Here is a 19,590-nt window from a genome sequence, read left to right as displayed (position 1 = left end):
TTGTGCTGGCGACCATAGCAAGAGTGAACCACCTGATCCCTTCCCGAACTCAGAAGTGAAACCTCTTTGCGCTGATGGTAGTGTGGGGTTACCCATGTGAGAGTAAGTCATCGCCAGCTCATTATTCTAAAGCCCCTCAATGAGGGGCTTTTTTTATGCTTATAAAAATCGAATCAGTCCTATAAGAATCAATGATATAATTTGAAATATTTTAGAATTCTAGAGAATATTTGTGAGAATTATTTTTGCTGGCACGCCTGAATTTGCAGCAGTAGCACTTAAAGCACTTTTAAAAACTAATCATGAAGTAGTAGCAGTTTATACTCAACCTGATCGAAAATCAGGACGTGGCCAAAAAATTACACCATCAGCAGTAAAAATAGTCGCTCAAGAAGCGAATTTACCTATATATCAACCTCTAAATTTTAAGTCTTCAACAGAGTTTGGTTTATTAGCACAAAAAGAATTAAAAGAACTAGATGCTGATCTAATGATCGTCGCTGCTTATGGTTTAATTTTACCCCAAATAATTTTAGATATGCCCAAATATGGCTGTATCAATATACATGCTTCTCTTTTACCAAGGTGGCGAGGTGCTGCACCTATTCATAGAGCTATTGAGGCAGGTGATACAAAGACAGGTATTACAATTATGAAAATGGCAGCAGGTTTAGATACTGGTGACATGATTTATAAAAAAAATTGTGACATTGAAGCTCATGATACAAGTAATACTTTGCATAATAAGTTAGCTGTACAAGGTGCAGAAGCAATTTGTAATGTTTTGGAGTCAGAAAAAATATTTATTAATTTTTTAGAGGCAGCTAAAAAACAAGATGATTGTGAAGTTATTTATGCACATAAGCTTACTAAAACAGAAGCTGAGATTAATTTTCAATTAAGTGCTTATGATATAGAAAAAAAAGTAAGGGCATTTAACCCTTGGCCTGTATGTTTTATTAAGTTGGCTAATCAAGAAAATTTAAGAATATGGTCTGCTTGTGTTATTGATAAAAAATCAATTGATATCGAGCGATATAAAATTGGAGAAATTATAGAAATAGATAAATTAGGTGTTAAAGTAAAATGTGGGGATGATAGTTGTTTACTTTTAACATGTATACAGTGGGCTGGTGGTAAACCTTTAAATAGCTTACAAATTCAACAGGCCAATAAATTACAAGTTGGACAGCAATTATGAAAAACAATTATAACTTGAGAGCTAAAGTGATTCTTACTTTGGTTAAAGTCCAAGAAGGTAAGTCTTTAGCGAATATCCTTAACTCTGAACTTAATAAGCTAGATCACAAAGATAAAGGTTTGTTTCATGAGCTTGTATTAGGTACCTTAAGACAATGGTACAGTTTAAAAGCAATTGCTTTACCATTATTAGTAAAGCCGATTAATAACAGCATAGTAGAAACAAGTCTTTATGTTGGACTATATCAAACTCTATGTACAAATGTAGCAAGTCATGCTGCAATTTCCGAAACAGTAACAGCAGTGAAGCAATTAGGTTACGAACCATTAAGCGGTGTAATTAATGCTATATTGCGTAAATCAACTAATGAAAAAGAGAAATTTAAAGAGCTTCTATATAACCATCATGGTTTACCAAGTTGGTTAGCTAAACGTCTAAAAAAAGATTGGTCAGAAAGCTATGTACAGTTATGTATAGCTTTAAAACAAACAGCACCTTTGACATTGCGTATTAATCAAAGAAAAATAGATCGTAATAGTTATTTTAAAAAATTAATTGATTTAGGAATTCTAGCTGAAATATGTGAATTTTCTAAGCAAGCGATACGTATAAAACAATCGGTTAGTATTTCTGAACTTCCTTTTTTTGAAGAAGGATATTTTTCTGTTCAAGATGAGCATGCCCAATTATGTGGTGAGCTAAGTTTAGAGTTAGATTCTCAAAATGTTGTAGATGCCTGTGCTGCACCAGGTGGAAAAACAGGACATCTATTAGAAAAATATGATATTAAAAAATTGTGGGCTTTAGACAAAGATGAAGCAAGGTTAGCTAAAGTTCAAGAAAATTTAGAACGGTTAAATTTATTAGGGAATAATGTTTCTATTCAAGCTATTGATGGGATTACTTGGACATCTGATGCGCTAGTGGATTGTATTATTTTGGATGCACCTTGCTCAGCAACAGGTGTAATTAGAAGACATCCAGATATTAAATTACTAAGGAAGCCTGAAGATATTCAAAATATTGTAACCTTACAAAGTCAAATTTTGACCAATATGTGGAAAAATTTAAAAGTAGGTGGGAAGCTCGTTTATGTAACGTGCTCACTTTTAAAAGTAGAAAATGAAAAGCAAATACAAAATTTTTTAAACTTAAATTCAGATGCTGAGGAATTACATATAAGTGATGATTGGGGGATTAAACAGATGCACGGACGCCAATTATTACCTTTAGACAGTAAAAGTGGCGATGGCTTTTACTATTGTATTTTAGAGAAAAAGTAATTTGCCAATAACTAGTTCCATATATTTTTTTGGGACTAGTTACAAATCTATTATAAAAATATGTATAAATATTGTATCTTTGTGCTTTTAATATAATCAATATAACTTATTGTAATTAATAATATTAATTTATAACCTACATAATTACCTATATTTTTTTAACAAAATTAAGCAATTTTTTCAAAAAAAGTGAAGTAGTTCTCATAGTAAACACACTATAATTTAAATAATGTAAAAAAAATGTAGAAAAGGTTATTTGTTGTGAACAAAGTCTATCGAATTGTTTGGAATTCCTCTTTAGGTGTATGGGTAGTTGCTTCAGAGTTAGTTAAATCTCAAAAGAAGAGTACTCGTGCAATTGTAACTGCTATTTCTACTGTAGCAATGATTACGTTTTCAGTAAATGCATTTGCCAACCCTGAAGTAGCCTTAGGAGATGGTGCAACAGCAAACTCAACTAAAGCTAGTTTTATTTCTTGGCAAAACCCAAATTTAACAACACGTAAAACTGATGCAATGACAGGCGCTGTTGCAATTGGAAATAATGCAAATGGACAAACAAATGTAGGTGTTGCAATAGGTGCTGAAAGTAAAGCACTAAATAATGGTAATACATTTGGTGCAATTGCAATAGGTGCAAATGCAGTAAGCTATAATGGAAGTATTGCTCTAGGTATTAATAGCTTATCTTCTAATTCTTTTGGTCTAGCATTTGGGCGAGAGAGTGTATCTTCTGGCTTATCAGCTAATGCTATTGGTTCTACTGCTAGTGCTTTAGGTGATAAATCTACAGCAATTGGTCAGTCAAGTGTAGCGAGTGGATTACGTTCTTTAGCTTTTGGTGCTGCAACAAATAGTAAGGCTACATACTCCGATACTCACACAGAAGCATCAGGAACTGATGCAATTGCTATTGGTACAGAAGCACAATCAACTGGTACTGCTTCTATAGCTCAGGGGATGCAAACGCAAGCAACAGCACAAAATGCAATTGCACAAGGTACATTGGCGAAGGCAACAGGCGACTTTAGTACTGCGCAAGGTTATAACGCAGCAGCAAGTGGCGTAAGTTCAATTGCATTAGGTCAAGAAACTAAAGCGCTTGGTGTTAGATCAATTGCAATGGGTAAAGGTGCTTCTACCGATAGTAAAACATCTACTCAGAATGCTGAATCTATTGCAATTGGTGCTTTTTCGGATGTTTCTGGTGACCAATCAGTTGGCATTGGCGCAAATGTTGTGGCTTCTGGAAACTCAAGTGTTGCAATTGGGGGTGATGACGTAAACAAAGTAATTGACTCTAATGGAAGTGACTACACAAGCTTGACAGGTCAAACTTTACAAAAAAATGTCTATATTCCAACAACAGCATCGGGTGCAGGTTCTACCGCTTCTGGTGTACAAGCTAAAGCAGAAGGTGCATTTTCTTCCGCTTATGGTTTAGCAGCTAAATCTACAGGTTTAGCATCTCTTGCTTTGGGTACATATTCTGATTCTGAAGGGCGTGGGTCTTTGGCAATGGGTCCTGTCTCTAAAGCAACGAATGATGGTTCAATTGCAGTTGGTATCAATACCACCTCTACGGGTAAAAATTCTGTTGCAATGGGTGCAGGTGAAACGGCAAACTCAGGAGCTACAGCTTCTGGTGAAAACTCTATTGCTTTAGGCACTGCTTCTAAAGGTAAAAATATAAATACTATTGCACTTGGTAATGGTGCAAGTGCAGCAAATAAAAGCTCTATAGCGCAGGGTACCAACTCTTCTGCAACAGGAGATTGGGCAATTGCAATTGGTGATGGGGCAAAAGCACCTGGTAAACGTGGTATTGCTATTGGTGAAAGTGCATCTATTCAAAGTAAAGATGCAAATAATACAAATAATGAACAATCTATTGTAATTGGCTCACAAAGCACAGCTTCAGGTAATCAGGCTGTAGCTTTAGGTGCAAATGTAACGGCATCGGGTAATTCAAGCGTTGCAATTGGTGGTGATGATGTTAATGCTGTAATCGATAGTTCAGGTGAAGACTTTAAAAGTATCACTGGTAAAGAGTTGGTAAAAAAACAGTATAGAAATACTGAAGCAGGCGAGGGAGCAACAGCTTTAGGTGTACAATCACTTGCTAAAGGTTCCTTTGCAACGGCTTTAGGTTTAACTTCAAATGCATCAGGAACTGCATCTGTTGCACTAGGTGCAAGTGCAGAATCAGCAGGTAAAGGTGCTTTAGCAATTGGCCCTGTTTCTCAAGCATCAAGTGATGGTGCAGTTGCTGTGGGTATCAACTCTAAATCTTCTGGTAAAAATGCTGTTGCGATTGGTTCGGGTGAAACCTCAGATGCAGGTTCAAATGCATCTGGTGAAAATGCAATTGCAATAGGTAATAAAGCGAAAGCAGTTGCCAAACAATCTATTAGTATTGGTACAGAAAATACAGTAAATGGCGAAAATTCTGGTGCAATTGGTGACCCAACAACTGTAAATGGAAAAAATAGTTACTCTTTAGGTAATAACAATACAATTGATACTGATAGCACATTTGTTGTTGGTAATAACGTGACTAAAACAACAACAGGTTCTGTTGCATTAGGCGAAGGCTCTGCGGTTTATGCTGCTTCTGGAGTAGAAGGTTTTGCACAGAAACAAGCATCTGATAATGATAAAACACGTATTGCAAATACAAAATCGACACAGGGTGCTGTGAGTGTTGGTGATTCACAAAATGGCATTTATCGTCAAATCACAGGTGTAGCAGCAGGTAAAGAAGATAGTGATGCAGTAAACGTTGCTCAACTTTCTGCTTTAGATAACAAAGTAGACCAAGGTATTACATTTCAAACAAATGGTAATAATGCCCAAGCTGTAAAACCAGGTGATACAGTAGATATTGGCACTGTTGATAATGAAAAAAATCTAACAGTTACAAAAAATGGTAATACTATTCAATATGGTTTAAATCGTGATCTTGATATAGATAGCGTAAAAGCAGGCAATACAACACTTAATAATAACGGTGTGACCATTAATAATGGTCCAAGTATGACAGCTTCAGGGATTGACGCAGGTAATAAACAAATTACTAATGTTGCAAGCGCTGGAGATATAACACAGGCTACCAACTCAAAACATGCTGTAAATGCTGGTGATGTAAATAATGCAATTACGAGCCTAAGTAATAAAGGGTTCAGTATTAGTGCACAGGGTAATACTACAAAAGACCATGTCAATCTAGGTGAAAATATAGACTTTAGTAATGGCGATTCAAATATTAAAATTACTAAGGGTGTAGATAATCAAATTAAGTTCAATTTAAGTAACCAATTAGATTTAAGCCCAAATGGCAGTGTTACTACAGGCTCTACGTTATTATCAAATGATGGATTATTAATTACCAATGGTCCAAGCGTAACACCAACGGGAATTGATGCAAACAATACAAAAGTTATCAATGTAGCAGATGGCGATATTTCGGCTAATTCTAAAGATGCAGTCAATGGTAGCCAGCTTTATACAACAAATCAAAATGTGACTCAAAATGCGGGTGATATCAGTAGTCTTCAAAAACAAACTTTTAAATTACAGGCAAATGGTGATACTGCATCTGCTGTAAAATCGAGCGACACTGTTCAGTTTAAAGATGGGAAAAATATAAAAATTTCTCGTTCAGGCAATGATATTACGGTTGCAACAACAGATACGCCAGAGTTTACAACAGTAAAAGCAGGTGATACCACAATCTCTAGTGATGGATTAAAAATTACTAACGGTCCAAGTATCACTAAAGATGGTGCTGATTTGGCTGGTAAGAAGATTACTAATCTTGCAGCAGGAGAAAATGGGACGGATGCTGTAAATAAAGATCAATTAGATCAAACAGCAAAATCAGCAGATAATAAAACCAATAATTTGGGTAATAGCACTGCAAATAATTTAGGCGGTGGCTCTACCTATGATCCATCAACAGGAACTGTAAGTGCACCAACATACAATATTACAGCAGCAGATGGTTCGAGCAAAACTCCAGCCAATAATGTGGGTGATGCGCTAAGTAGCCTAAACGATGAGATTGTGAAGCCAATTACATTTGGTGGCGATACAGGTAAAGATGTTGCTCGTAACTTAGGACAAAAGTTGGCTGTAACAGGCGGTGTTACAGATGAGTCGAAGTTAACAGATAACAACATTGGTGTTATTGCCAATGGAACAGATGGCTTAAGTGTTAAACTTGCGAAAGCCTTAAACATTGAAAGCGTGACTGCAGATGATGGTAATGGTAATAGTACGGTCCTAAATACAGCAGGTACCACAGTTACAGACCAAGATGGCAACACAGCTAACTATGGTGCTAAACAAGCGAAGCAGACTGACAAAGCAGGTAACAGCACAGTTACCAATGCTACAGGTACTACCGTATCAAATACAGACGGTGCGAAAACGATTGTTGGTGCAGATAACATCACAGTCGGTGAAGGCAAGAACCCTGTTGCGATCAATGGTAAAGATGGTGTTGTAACCGGATTAACCAACACTACATTTGATCCAAACAATGTAGCTGCAGATCGTGCAGCCACAGAAGGACAAGTATCACAAGTTTCAACTGACTTAACTAACAAAGGCTTAAACTTTGCAGGTAACTCAGGCGACACAATTGCGAAGAAACTAGGTGAAACGTTAACAGTTAAAGGCGATGGTACAAAAGCAGATACTGAATACAGTGCAGAAAATGTTAAGACAATTTCTAAAGATGGTAACTTAGTCGTTAACATTGACAAGAATGCTAAGTTTGAAAGCGTGACTGCAGATGATGGTAAGGGTAACAGTACGGTCTTAAATACAGCAGGTACGACAGTTACAGACCAAGATGGCAACACAGCTAACTATGGTGCTAAACAAGCGAAGCAGACTGACAAAGCAGGTAATAGTACAGTTACCAATGCTACAGGTTCAACGGTTACTGATAAAGATGGTAACAACACCTCTACAACAGCCGCAGGTACTACTGTATCAAATACAGACGGTGCGAAAACGACTGTTGGTGCAGATAACATCACAGTAGGTGAAGGTAAAAACCCTGTTGCGATCAACGGTAAAGATGGTGTTGTAACTGGATTAACCAACACTACATTTGATCCAAACAATGTAGTTGCAGATCGTGCAGCCACAGAAGGACAAGTATCACAAGTTTCAACTGACTTAACTAACAAAGGCTTAAACTTTGCAGGTAACTCAGGCGACACGATTGCGAAGAAACTAGGTGAAACGTTAACAGTTAAAGGCGACGGTACAAAAGCAGATACTGAATACAGTGCAGAAAATGTTAAGACAATTTCTAAAGATGGTAACTTAGTCGTTAACATTGATAAGAATGCTAAGTTTGAAAGCGTGACTGCAGATGATGGTAAGGGTAACAGTACGGTCTTAAATACAGCAGGTACGACAGTTACAGACCAAGATGGCAATACAGCTAACTATGGTGCTAAACAAGCGAAGCAGACTGACAAAGCAGGCAACAGCACAGTCACCAATGCTACAGGTTCAACGGTTACTGATAAAGATGGTAATAACACCTCTACAACAGCCGTAGGTACTACTGTATCAAATACAGATGGTGCGAAAACGACTGTTGGTGCAGATAACATCACAGTCGGTGAAGGCAAAAATCCTATTGCGATCAATGGTAAAGATGGTGTTGTAACTGGCTTAACTAACACTACATTTGATCCAAACAATGTAGTTGCAGATCGTGCAGCCACAGAAGGACAAGTATCACAAGTTTCAACTGACTTAACTAACAAAGGTTTAAACTTTGCAGGTAACTCAGGTGATACGATTGCGAAGAAACTAGGTGAAACGTTAACAGTTAAAGGCGACGGTACAAAAGCAGATACTGAATACAGTGCAGAGAATGTTAAGACCATTTCTAAAGATGGTAACTTAGTTGTTAATATTGACAAGAATGCTAAGTTTGAAAGCGTGACTGCAGATGATGGTAATGGTAACAGTACGGTCTTAAATACAGCAGGCACGACAGTTACAGACCAAGACGGCAACACAGCTAATTATGGTGCTAAACAAGCGAAGCAGACTGACAAAGCAGGCAACAGCACAGTCACCAATGCTACAGGTTCAACGGTTACCGATAAAGATGGTAACAACACCGCTACAACAGCCGCAGGTACTACTGTATCAAATACAGACGGTGCGAAAACGACTGTTGGTGCAGATAACATCACAGTCGGTGAAGGCAAGAACCCTGTTGCGATCAATGGTAAAGATGGTGTTGTAACCGGATTAACCAACACTACATTTGATCCAAACAATGTAGTTGCAGATCGTGCAGCTACAGAAGGACAAGTATCACAAGTTTCAACTGACTTAACTAACAAAGGCTTAAACTTTGCAGGTAACTCAGGCGATACGATTGCGAAGAAACTAGGTGAAACGTTAACAGTTAAAGGCGACGGTACAAAAGCAGATACTGAATACAGTGCAGAAAATGTTAAGACCATTTCTAAAGATGGTAACTTAGTTGTTAATATTGATAAGAATGCTAAGTTTGACAGCATTAATACAGGTGGTACGTTACTAAACAAAGATGGCCTCAGTTTTGTAGATAGTAATGGTAACGTCGTTGCAAATACACCAAGCATTAAGTCAGCAGGAATTGATGCAGGTAATCAAAAAGTGACGAACGTTGCAGATGGTGCTATTACAAAAGACTCTAAAGATGCTGTGAACGGTGGTCAGTTAAGTACATTATCTGACAATGCAGTTCAGTATGCTAAAAATGATGATGGCACACCAAACTACGACAAGATTTCAGCAGGGAATGGTAAAGGTACACCAGCTCAAATAGGTACAGATGTAAATGGAAACAACATCGTAACAAGTGGTGGTACAAGTCTTTCTAATGTTGCAAATGGTGTTAACCCTGACGATGCTGTAAACAAAGGTCAGTTAGATCAACTGGCAAAATCATCAGATGACAAAGCAAATAATTTGGGTAATAGCACTGCAAACAATTTAGGCGGTGGCTCTACCTATGATCCATCAACAGGAACTGTAAGTGCACCAACATACAACATTACAGCAGCAGATGGTTCGAGCAAAACTCCAGCCAATAATGTGGGTGATGCGTTAAGTAGCCTAAACGATGAGATTGTGAAGCCAATTACATTTGGTGGCGATACAGGTAAAGATGTTGCGCGTAACTTAGGACAAAAGCTGGCTGTAACAGGTGGTGTTACAGATGAGTCGAAGTTAACAGATAACAACATTGGTGTTATTGCCAATGGAACAGATGGCTTAAGTGTTAAACTTGCAAAAGCCTTAAACATTGAAAGTGTTACTGCAGATGATGGTAATGGTAATAGTACGGTCTTAAATACAGCAGGCACGACAGTTACAGACCAAGACGGCAACACAGCTAACTATGGTGCTAAACAAGCGAAGCAGACTGACAAAGCAGGCAACAGCACAGTCACCAATGCTACAGGTTCAACGGTTACCGATAAAGATGGTAATAACACCTCTACAACAGCTGCAGGTACTACTGTATCAAATACAGAGGGTGCGAAAACGACTGTTGGTGCAGATAGCATCACAGTCGGTGAAGGCAAAAACCCTGTTGCGATCAACGGTAAAGATGGTGTTGTAACTGGCTTAACTAACACTACGTGGGATCCAAACAATGTAGTTGCAGATCGTGCAGCAACTGAGGGTCAAGTTAAGCAGGCAACAGAAAATGCAACTTCTAACATCACCAAAGCAGGCTTAAATTTTGCAGCAAACTCAGGAAATAACGTTCATAAAAATTTAGGTGAGACGCTAACGATTAAAGGTAATGGTGCTAAAGCTGATACTGAATATAGTGCAGATAACATCAAAACGATGACTGATGCAGATGGCAATCTTGTAGTGAACTTAGACAAAAATTCAAGTTTTGATAGCGTAAATGCAGATGGTACGCTATTAAATCAAAATGGTCTAAGTTTTGTGGATAGCAATGGTAACGTCGTTGCAAATACACCAAGCATTAAACCATCAGGAATTGATGCGGGTAATCAAAAAATTACCAATGTTGCAGATGGTGCAATTGCAAAAGATTCTAAAGATGCTGTGAACGGCGGTCAGTTAAGTACATTATCTGACAATGCAGTTCAGTATGCTAAAAATGATGATGGCACACCAAACTACGATAAAATTGCAGCAGGAAACGGTAAGGGTACGCCAGTACAAACAGGCCAAGATTCTAAAGGAAATAACATTGTAACAAGTGGTGGTACAAGTATCTCTAATGTTGCAAATGGTGTTAATCCTGATGATGCTGTAAACAAAGGACAGTTAGATTCTGTACTCAGCCAAAATGTCACAAATGTGACAGATGGTGAAGGCAATCAAATCAATATTGGTAATCAAATTGTCAATAAGAACCCAAATAATTCAAATTCTGACTCATTGTTCTTAACTTATGATAAGAGTGGACAAGAGACAACTGATCGTTTAACGATTGGTCAAACAGTCCAGAAAATGAATACAGAAGGTGTGAAATATTCACATACAAATGGTACGACAGAAGCGGGTGTGGTCGGTAGTACTAATGACTCAAGTGCAGGTGCAGAAAACTCAACTGCAATAGGTGTTAATGCGATTATTAAAGATGGTGCAACAAGTACAATTGCATTAGGTCATAATACGCAAGCAAGTACAGATGCAACGAATTCTGTTGTTATTGGCCAAAGTTCAAATGTTTCAGGTGCTTCATCTGTGGCAATTGGTCATGGTGCAACAGCATCAGGTACACAATCCATTAGCATTGGTACAGGCAATACGGTATCTGGTAATAATTCAGGTGCTTTTGGTGATCCATCTGTAATCAATGGAAATAGCTCTTACTCTGTGGGTAATAACAACACTGTTTCTACAGATGATACATTTGTACTAGGCAATAACGTCACTAATACAACTGCAGGTTCTGTAGTATTGGGAACAAATTCGGCAGCACGTACAGGTGCAGATGTTGTTGGCTATAGCCTAAATATTGCAAATCAAGATGATGTTGCTGCAATTGAGGCAACTAAATCTACAACGGGTGCAGTGTCTGTTGGTGATGCAAATAATGGTATTTATCGCCAAATTACAGGTGTTGCAGCAGGTACACAAAATAGTGATGCTGTGAATGTAGCTCAACTTAAAGCTGTAGATAATAAGTTAGATACAAGCACAAAAGCGATTGCAAATATCTTTGGTGGTGGCGCTGCCGTTGGTTCTAATGGTGAAGTGACTGCTCCAAGTTATAATGTTGCAAGTGATAACTATAATAATGTAGGTGATGCTCTATCAGCATTAGATACAGCCATTCAGAACACTACGACTGCGGCAACAAAAGCCAAATCTACTGTTACGGCAGGAAACAATATTGAGATTGCTGAAAGCACAAATACTGATGGAAGCACAAACTATCAAGTTGCAACAGCTAAAGATCTCAATATAGATAGCGTGACTTCACAAGATAGTGCAGGAAATAAGACTGTACTGAGTGCAACAGGTACACAAGTAGCTGATGGTAATAATAATGTTGCAAATTACGGTGCAACAACTACGTTACAAGATCAAGCTGGAAACAATGTCGTTATTAATGCTTCAGGCATTACAGCAAAAACAGCGACAGGCACTGGTACTGCATTAACAGGAGCAGGCTTAAGCTTCTATGATGCAAATGGTAATGTGACTGGTCCATCTGTAAATGCGTCTGGTATTGATGCAGGTGGTCAGAAAGTAACAAATGTGGCAGCAGGCACTAACACCACAGATGCTGTGAATAAAGGGCAGTTAGATCAAGTACAAAACCAAGTAACCAACTTAAATAATGGTAAAGCGGGTCTTGTACAACAAGAAAACAATACTGCGCCAATTACAGTTGCTAAAGATACAGGTGGTACAGTTGTTGACTTTACGGGTACAGACGGTGCTCGTCAGTTAACAGGTGTCGCAGATGGTAAAGTTACAGCGGGCTCTAAAGACGCTGTTAATGGTAATCAACTTGCAAATGTATCAGGTAGTGTTGCAAATGCAATTGGTGGTAATACAACTGTTAATGCAGACGGTACTGTAACGACAAGCAATGTTGGTGGTACAGGTAAAGATAATATTAACGATGCGATTGCAAGCGTTAATACAGCTGCAACCAAGGCCAAATCAACAGTGAGTGCAGGCAAAAATATCACTGTTACCGAGGGTCAAAATACAGATGGCAGTACGAATTACCAAGTTGAAACCGCAAAAGATCTATCTGTTGACAGTGTAACGGCAACAGACAGTGCAGGAAATTCAACGATTGTTAACTCATCTGGATTACATTTTAATGATGCAAGTGGGAACAAAACGGGTGCTTCTGTAACTGCATCAGGTGTAGATGCTGGTAGTCAAAAAGTAACAAATGTTGCAAATGGCGCAATTCAGAAAGATTCTGGTGATGCTGTAAATGGCGGACAAATTTATACAGCTAATACAAATGTTGCAACCTACTTAGGTGGTGGTGCGGCAGTTGGATCTGATGGTCAGGTTTCTGCTCCAACATATAATGTAGCAAATGGAAGCTACAATAATGTGGGTGATGCATTGACGGCTGTTGATAACCGTGTTGGAAATGTTGAAAACAAAGTTAATCAGGCATTTGCTTATACAAATAATCGTATTAACAAAGTTGAAGACAAGCTTTCTGCGGGTATTGCTGCAACAGCTGCGCTTGAAAATGCGCCATATGTTGCAGGTAAATGGACATATGCAGCAGGTGCGTCTTACTACAATAACCAAGGTGCTGTTGGTGCAACCTTACGTCGTACAGCAGACAACGGTCGCTGGTCTATGACAGGTGGTATTGCAGGTGGTACAGAAGGTTCGCCACTAGTACGTGTTGGTATTAGTGGTGTAATTAACTAATCCAAGCAGTCAAACGGAAAAAGTCCAACAGGGCTTTTTCCACCTTATAAATTATTGAGAGTAATGAACATGACAAAAACATCGAAATTTTTGCTCAGCGCTGTATTAGGTTTGACTGCATCACTATCTGTTGCACATGCCAAAGATACGATTGTAGGTCTTCATGAAGCAAATCAAAGCGATTTACAATTTCCTGAAGTAAAAGACAGTTATCTTAAACAAGTTAAACGCTATGAGTATGCAACAGCAGCTAATTTAGATGTGGGTTTAACAAAAGATCAATACCGTCATTTATTAGGTAATCCACAATTTAGTGAAGGGATCTTTTTTATCCGTACATGGAACTATGTGCTAGATATTCGCGTACCAAATACCAACGACTATAAGCGTTGCCAATTACGTATAGATTTTGATAAACACTATATTGGCGAGCGCTTATCTTGGAAAGGTGAGGAATGCCAAGGTCTATTAGATTGGGGTGTAAATAATACACCTGCAGTTGTACCCGTTGTCGTTCCTGTTAAAGCAGAGATGAAACAAGCTTATGTTTTATTTACGTTTGACCGCTCAAATAAAGAAGCAATTTTAAAAGAATCGGCATCTGTACCAAGTATTGTACAAGCGATCCAAGATAGTGGTTCTAACCAAGTGACCATTACAGGTTACACAGACCCTGTTGGTTCACGCAGTTATAACCAAAAACTTTCTCAGGCACGTGCAGTTACAGTTGCACAGCAATTGGTTGATGCAGGGGTAGACCAAAGTAAAATTCAAATTGTTGCTGCAAATAAAACAGACCAATTTGAATCATGTAAAGGTGATGCGCGTACAACAAAAAATGTTGCGTGTTTGGCACCAAACCGTCGTGTTGCAATTAGTTGGTAAGTTAATTTTGTAATTTAAAAAGAGCTGCCTTTATGGTGGCTTTTTTATATGTATGATGAACATTTCGTACTTAAATAATTATAATCTATAATTTTTTCTTTTACTCTATTACGTTATAAAAAATATTATTCAATATTAGATGCTTAAAAAAAGATACTCTCAGAATTAAATAGAATTTGGTTTAACTCACACTATAGATAAAAAAATGAATGAGTCTATATTTAGATTATTTTATATAAATAGGACAATACATAAAAAATGTATTGATATAAACATCAGGCAGTAAACAACAAGATTATCTTATCTAACATTGAACATTTATGCCTGAATTGATATAAAGCCTGTTAAAATTATTTGGGTTTAATTTAGAGGCGAGGCGCATGTCTTTGTTGCGAAGATGGTTTGATCCAATCCGATCAAGATTGTTTTATCAAACACCATCAAGACAAGAAGAACTACCAATAGAAAAAGGGCTGACCATTTATCTAAGACTAGATGATGTCTACAGTTATTTAATTGCGCAACAACTGCCAAAACTTAATGAAATTTTAACAGATGAATTAAAGCCACTTAAAATTGTGATTTCGGATACCTCAGATGAACCTCCGAATAATATGACCACACAAGAATGGCAACATTACTGCTTAAAAGATGCCAAAATTTTAGCCAAACAACATCGCTTTGGCTATGACGATCAACCTGAATTACCTAGCCCGCAAGCCTTACAACAAGCCACCACTATTTTAAAAAATACCCCTTTACGTGAAGATGATTTTTTATATTTATTAGAAGATGTCTTTCATATGTTGTGGCAACAACAGTACGGAAAAATAAAAACCCTTTACGCGATGTCGCAAGGTAGACAACAACCTCAAGAATTTTCTGAACGTCTTTTTACACATGCGCCTCTTGGTGAAAGCTATTTTGAGTTTGGTGAAAAGAAATATCATGCAGTTGATGACCTACTGCGTTTAACACGCCGTCTTAAACAGCAAAAACTTTTAACAGATAACCCAATCTTTTTACCTAACCACATTGAATGGCGCGAGCATGCCATTAATGATGCTGAAGATTTGGCAGATATTCACGCGCTTCATCCTGAGTTAGATTTATATATTGCCTTAGAAGATCCTATTAGTTGGTTATTATTGGCTTATATCCAAGAAGAATTGGTGGGTTACTATAATATTGATTTGAATGTTTACCCGTTAAGTTACCACGGTCGTGATGAGTTTGATTGGGCATTGGCAACCCGATTGTCTAAACGTACACAAGTGGCATTTACCCCATTTTGTCGCCCGAATGAACAAGCAGTACAAAATATTGCGCAGTTGTTTTATAGCACAGCGCCTGAAGAACGTGTACAAACGATCTATGACATTTTAAAAGCCGTTTGGACACAAGGTCGTGACTTATCTTATCCACCGCATGTGAAAACTTTACAAACTCAATTAGGAATTAAATTAGATACAGAATTATCTATTCCAAGTATTTTAGAACACAACGATGCGCAATGTGTTTCTAAGCATCAACCTAATTTTCCTGTTTTAGAATTAAGGATAGATGGAAAAACCTATACTTTTAATAGTTTGTACCGTGTTTGGATGATTGAAAGTATTTTTAATAATGTATTAGATCAAAAATACAAACAACTTTAATGAAACTGCCCTTGTTGTAGGTCTTGTAAATTATTACCTTTTGCATCCTGAATATGTGGATTTGCCCCTTGTTTGATGAGCGAATCTAAAATTTCTTTTCTCTGAAAAAGGGCAGCATACATACTGGCAGTTTGTCCTGCATTATTTTGTTGATCAGGTGCGCATTTGGTATGCATAAGTGTATTTGCAATTTTGATTTCACCTTTAAAAATTGCGCCCATTAATGCTGTATTACCACGATTATCTTGTAAACATGGGTTTGCACCTGCTTTTAATAAGGTATCTACCGTACTTTTTTGACCATGATAAGCTGCTAGAATCAGTGCACTGTAGCCTTTAGTATCTTGTATATTTAAGTTATAACCTGCCTGAATAAATTCTTGTAGCATGGGTAAGTTACCTGTACGTGCAGCTTCAAAAAAGTAGTCTTGAAGTTGTTGCTTGGCATCTTGTTCAGAAATAACGGGCGTTTCTTGGGCAAGAATTGGCATGCTACATGTTGCTAACCCTACTATAAATATAAGATTTTTAATCATCGTTATGATCCTTTTTAAATGAAAAGTCAGTACATATCAGCCTGATATGTACTGACTAAAGCATTAGTCTTGTAACTGTGCTGCCATGTTTTTCACACGGTTAAGGTCTGCTTTTGCAACTTTTGCAACACCTGTGCCGTATTCTGGGTCTGCTTTATACAAGAAAGAAATGACCTTGTATTTGGCTTGCTCATCAGCGCCTGATACTGCACCACCAAAGTTGTTAATCAAATCTTGACGTTCTGCTTTGGTAAATGAACGGTATAGCTCGCCTGCTTGCTTAAAGTTTTGCTCTTTTACAATTTTGGTTTGCTGTGTGGTGCCATTTAATGGAAGTTGGCTATAACGTGCCTGATCCATTTGTGGACGTGGATTACGGGCGCTTGGCTCGTAGTTTACTTCTGAAGTGGTATGCCCCATATTCATTGCACCATCTTGGTTGCCATTATTCACAGCAACAACAGGACGATTAATTGGTAGGCTCATACCATTTGCACCTAAACGGTACATTTGTGTATCTGCATAAGAGAATACACGCCCTTGTAGTAATTTATCTTCCGATGGTTCAATACCAGGTACCACGTTTGCAGGTGCCATTGCCACTTGCTCAGTTTCTTGGAAGAAATTGTCTACGTTTTTGTTAAGCACCATCTGCCCAATTTTCTTTTCAGGAACATTTGGCCAAATTTTAGTTGCGTCTAATGGATCAAAATCAAATTTTGCTAAATCTTCAGGATTAAGTACTTGAATGTAAAGATCCCACTTTGGATAGTCACCTTGTTTGATGCTATTGACCAAATCTGTGGTCATGTGGCTGTAGTCTTTACCTTGCACATCTTTAACTTGGTCTGGTGTTAAGTTTTTAATGCCCTGTAAGCTCTTCCAATGGAATTTAACGTAGTGTACTTCGCCTTTTGCATTGACAAACTTGTAAGCATGTACGCCGTTACCATCCATAAAGCGATAGCCTGCAGGTGTACCATTATCAGAGAATAATTCTGTTAAAGTACGTGTTGCTTCTGGGATATGTTGGAAGAAATCGAATGTGCGTCCGTTATCGTCTAGGTTAGTTTTAGGGTTTGGTTTAAACGCATGTACCATATCTGGAAACTTGATAGCATCGCGAATAAAGAATGTTGGGAAGTTGTTACCTACTAAATCCCAGTTACCATCTTGTGTGTAAAACTTAGTGGCAAAACCGCGTGGGTCACGTAGGGTTTCTGGTGAGTGGTTACCATGTACAACTGATGAGAAACGAACAAACACAGGCGTTTGAGCACCTGGTTTAAATACTTTTGCCATCGTTAAGTCAGAAATATCTGCTGATGGGGTAAATACACCATGTGCACCTGTTCCACGGGCATGTACAACACGCTCAGGTATACGTTCACGGTCAAAACGCTGTAACTTCTGAATTAATTGAACATCTTGTAAAATAACAGGACCATTAGCACCTGCTGTTTGTGAATTTTGGTTATCCCCAACAAGTGCACCATTATCTCGAGTGAGTGGTGCGGCAAAAATTTGGCTCGCGCATAAAGCAGTTGCTAGCGAAACAGCTAAACGATTTTTTGAAAACATCATACTCAAAAACTCTCATTTCTTTTTGATGTTTGATTTTAGTGAATCTATGTATATTTTTAAATCAGATTAAGGTGATAATGTTAATAGGTATAAACGATTGTTGGTTTGTTTTATTTTGAAATACGAGATTGATGTGAGTACTTTCACTTAATTAAATGAAAGTACTAGCACTAATAATCTCAATAAAAATTATATTTTTTTAAACTGAAATAACCAATTTAGAAAAATGGCAACAAAGGTTGCTGTACCAATTCCACCTAAATTAAAATTACCAAAATGTAGCTCAAAGTTGCCAGCACCCAAAATTAAAGGCACTGCCGCCACCATCAGGTTTTTATTATTTGAAAAATCGACCTTATTTTCAATCCAAATTTTTGCCCCTGCAATGGTAATCAAACCAAAAACCACAATAGAAGCACCTGTGAGTACGGCGGTTGGAATGGTACTGATCATGGCACCAAATTTAGGTGAAAGTCCTAAAAAAACAGCAAATAATCCTGCTACGACAAAAATAAGCGAAGAATAGACTTTGGTGACCGCCATAACGCCAATATTTTCGCCGTATGTGGTCATACCCGGTGCGCCTACACTACCAGAAATAGTGGTGGCTAACCCATCTGCAAAAAATGCTTTGCCAAGTTGAGGCGTAATATCTTCTCCCGTCATTGCACCCACTGCTTTAACGTGCCCTAAGTTTTCTGCTACTAAAATAAGTGCAATAGGGGCAATCACTAAAATGGCATGAGTGCTAAATGTAGGCGTAGAAAATTGAGGAATACCAAACCATGCTGCTTGAGCGATGGGTGTAAAATTAATGGCTTGTCCTAAATGTAGTAGGTTGGTTGCAGTAAAGTAAATACAGTAAGATAGAATTAAACCTAATAGTAGTAACAAGCGTTGCATTAAACCTTTAGAAAAAACAGCAATACCACCCATACAAAGTACGGTAATAAGCGCCATCCACATCTCAAAGGATTGTCCTGCTACAGATTTAATTGTGACAGGTGCAAGATTAAGCCCAATGATCATAACCACTGCACCTGTTACAACAGGAGGCATTAGGCTTTCAATCCAACGTGTGCCTGTGAGCATCACAATTACACCAATGAACGCATAGATAAGTCCACACGCTACAATTCCACCTAAAGCAATGCCTAAATTAAGATTAAGCCCCGAACCAATGGTATGTCCTGTCACTGTTGCAACCACAGAAATAAATGCAAAACTAGATCCAAGATAACTTGGGACACGTCCACCTGTTACCAAGAAAAAGAGTAAGGTGCATAAGCCAGACATTAAAATGGCAAGATTAGGATTAAAACCCATCAAAACAGGTGCTAAGACGGTTGCACCAAACATAGCAAAAGTATGTTGTAAGCCAAGAATAAGGCTATGACTAAAAGGAAGATATTCGTTTGTGGCAACCGCACGATTTTCTTTTTGACCAGTATATGGTCGCCATGTTGGAAACCAAGACATATATACTTCCTTAGAACACGGACAAA

General features: G+C 37.9%; 8 protein-coding genes and 1 rRNA gene. 6 read left to right on the top strand and 3 right to left on the bottom strand.

The window, feature by feature from the left end:
* Nucleotides 1-4: 4 nt before the first annotated feature.
* The 6 genes from rrf (at nt 5) to PCI70_RS09695 (ending at nt 15,965) form a co-directional block, all read left to right on the top strand.
* Nucleotides 5-119, top strand: a 5S ribosomal RNA gene (gene rrf / locus PCI70_RS09720).
* Between the two features lie 113 nt (nt 120-232).
* A complete protein-coding gene (gene fmt / locus PCI70_RS09715) occupies nt 233-1,201 on the top strand; it encodes a methionyl-tRNA formyltransferase (RefSeq protein WP_269915138.1) in 969 nt (322 codons plus the stop codon).
* Entirely contained in the window at nt 1,198-2,484 is a 1,287-nt protein-coding gene (gene rsmB / locus PCI70_RS09710; protein ID WP_269915137.1) for a 16S rRNA (cytosine(967)-C(5))-methyltransferase RsmB, read from the top strand. Before fmt ends, rsmB begins: the two co-directional genes overlap by 4 nt.
* A 261-nt stretch (nt 2,485-2,745) precedes the next feature.
* Nucleotides 2,746-13,422 carry an ESPR-type extended signal peptide-containing protein gene (locus PCI70_RS09705; RefSeq protein ID WP_269915136.1) on the top strand — a complete coding sequence of 3,559 codons (10,677 nt, stop codon included), beginning with the start codon at nt 2,746-2,748 and terminating at the stop codon, nt 13,420-13,422.
* 69 nt (nt 13,423-13,491) lie between these two features.
* Nucleotides 13,492-14,307, top strand: a complete 816-nt coding sequence (gene tpgA / locus PCI70_RS09700) for a trimeric autotransporter adhesin/peptidogylcan-associated protein TpgA (RefSeq protein ID WP_269915135.1) — start codon at nt 13,492-13,494, stop codon at nt 14,305-14,307.
* 380 nt (nt 14,308-14,687) lie between these two features.
* Nucleotides 14,688-15,965 (top strand): hypothetical protein, encoded by a 1,278-nt coding sequence (locus tag PCI70_RS09695; RefSeq protein WP_269915134.1) that lies wholly within the window; start codon nt 14,688-14,690, stop codon nt 15,963-15,965.
* On the opposite strand, the gene PCI70_RS09690 is transcribed toward PCI70_RS09695, so the two are convergent.
* The 3 genes from PCI70_RS09690 to PCI70_RS09680 all read right to left on the bottom strand — a co-directional run bounded on the left by PCI70_RS09690 (nt 15,962) and on the right by PCI70_RS09680 (nt 19,564).
* Nucleotides 15,962-16,456 carry an ankyrin repeat domain-containing protein gene (locus PCI70_RS09690; RefSeq protein ID WP_269915133.1) on the bottom strand — a complete coding sequence of 165 codons (495 nt, stop codon included), beginning with the start codon at nt 16,454-16,456 and terminating at the stop codon, nt 15,962-15,964. The two genes, PCI70_RS09695 and PCI70_RS09690, sit on opposite strands and share 4 nt — an antisense overlap.
* Nucleotides 16,457-16,564: 108 nt before the next feature.
* Nucleotides 16,565-18,082, bottom strand: a complete 1,518-nt coding sequence (locus PCI70_RS09685) for a catalase (protein WP_269915140.1) — start codon at nt 18,080-18,082, stop codon at nt 16,565-16,567.
* 192 nt (nt 18,083-18,274) lie between these two features.
* The gene (locus PCI70_RS09680; protein WP_269915132.1) at nt 18,275-19,564 is read right to left on the bottom strand and encodes a solute carrier family 23 protein; all 1,290 of its coding nucleotides are present in this window, start codon (nt 19,562-19,564) and stop codon (nt 18,275-18,277) included.
* Nucleotides 19,565-19,590: the final 26 nt, after the last annotated feature.

Origin of the sequence: Acinetobacter sp. HY1485, assembly GCF_027568475.1 — a bacterium.
Lineage (GTDB): Bacteria > Pseudomonadota > Gammaproteobacteria > Pseudomonadales > Moraxellaceae > Acinetobacter.
This window is presented reverse-complemented; position numbering and strand designations above follow the sequence as displayed.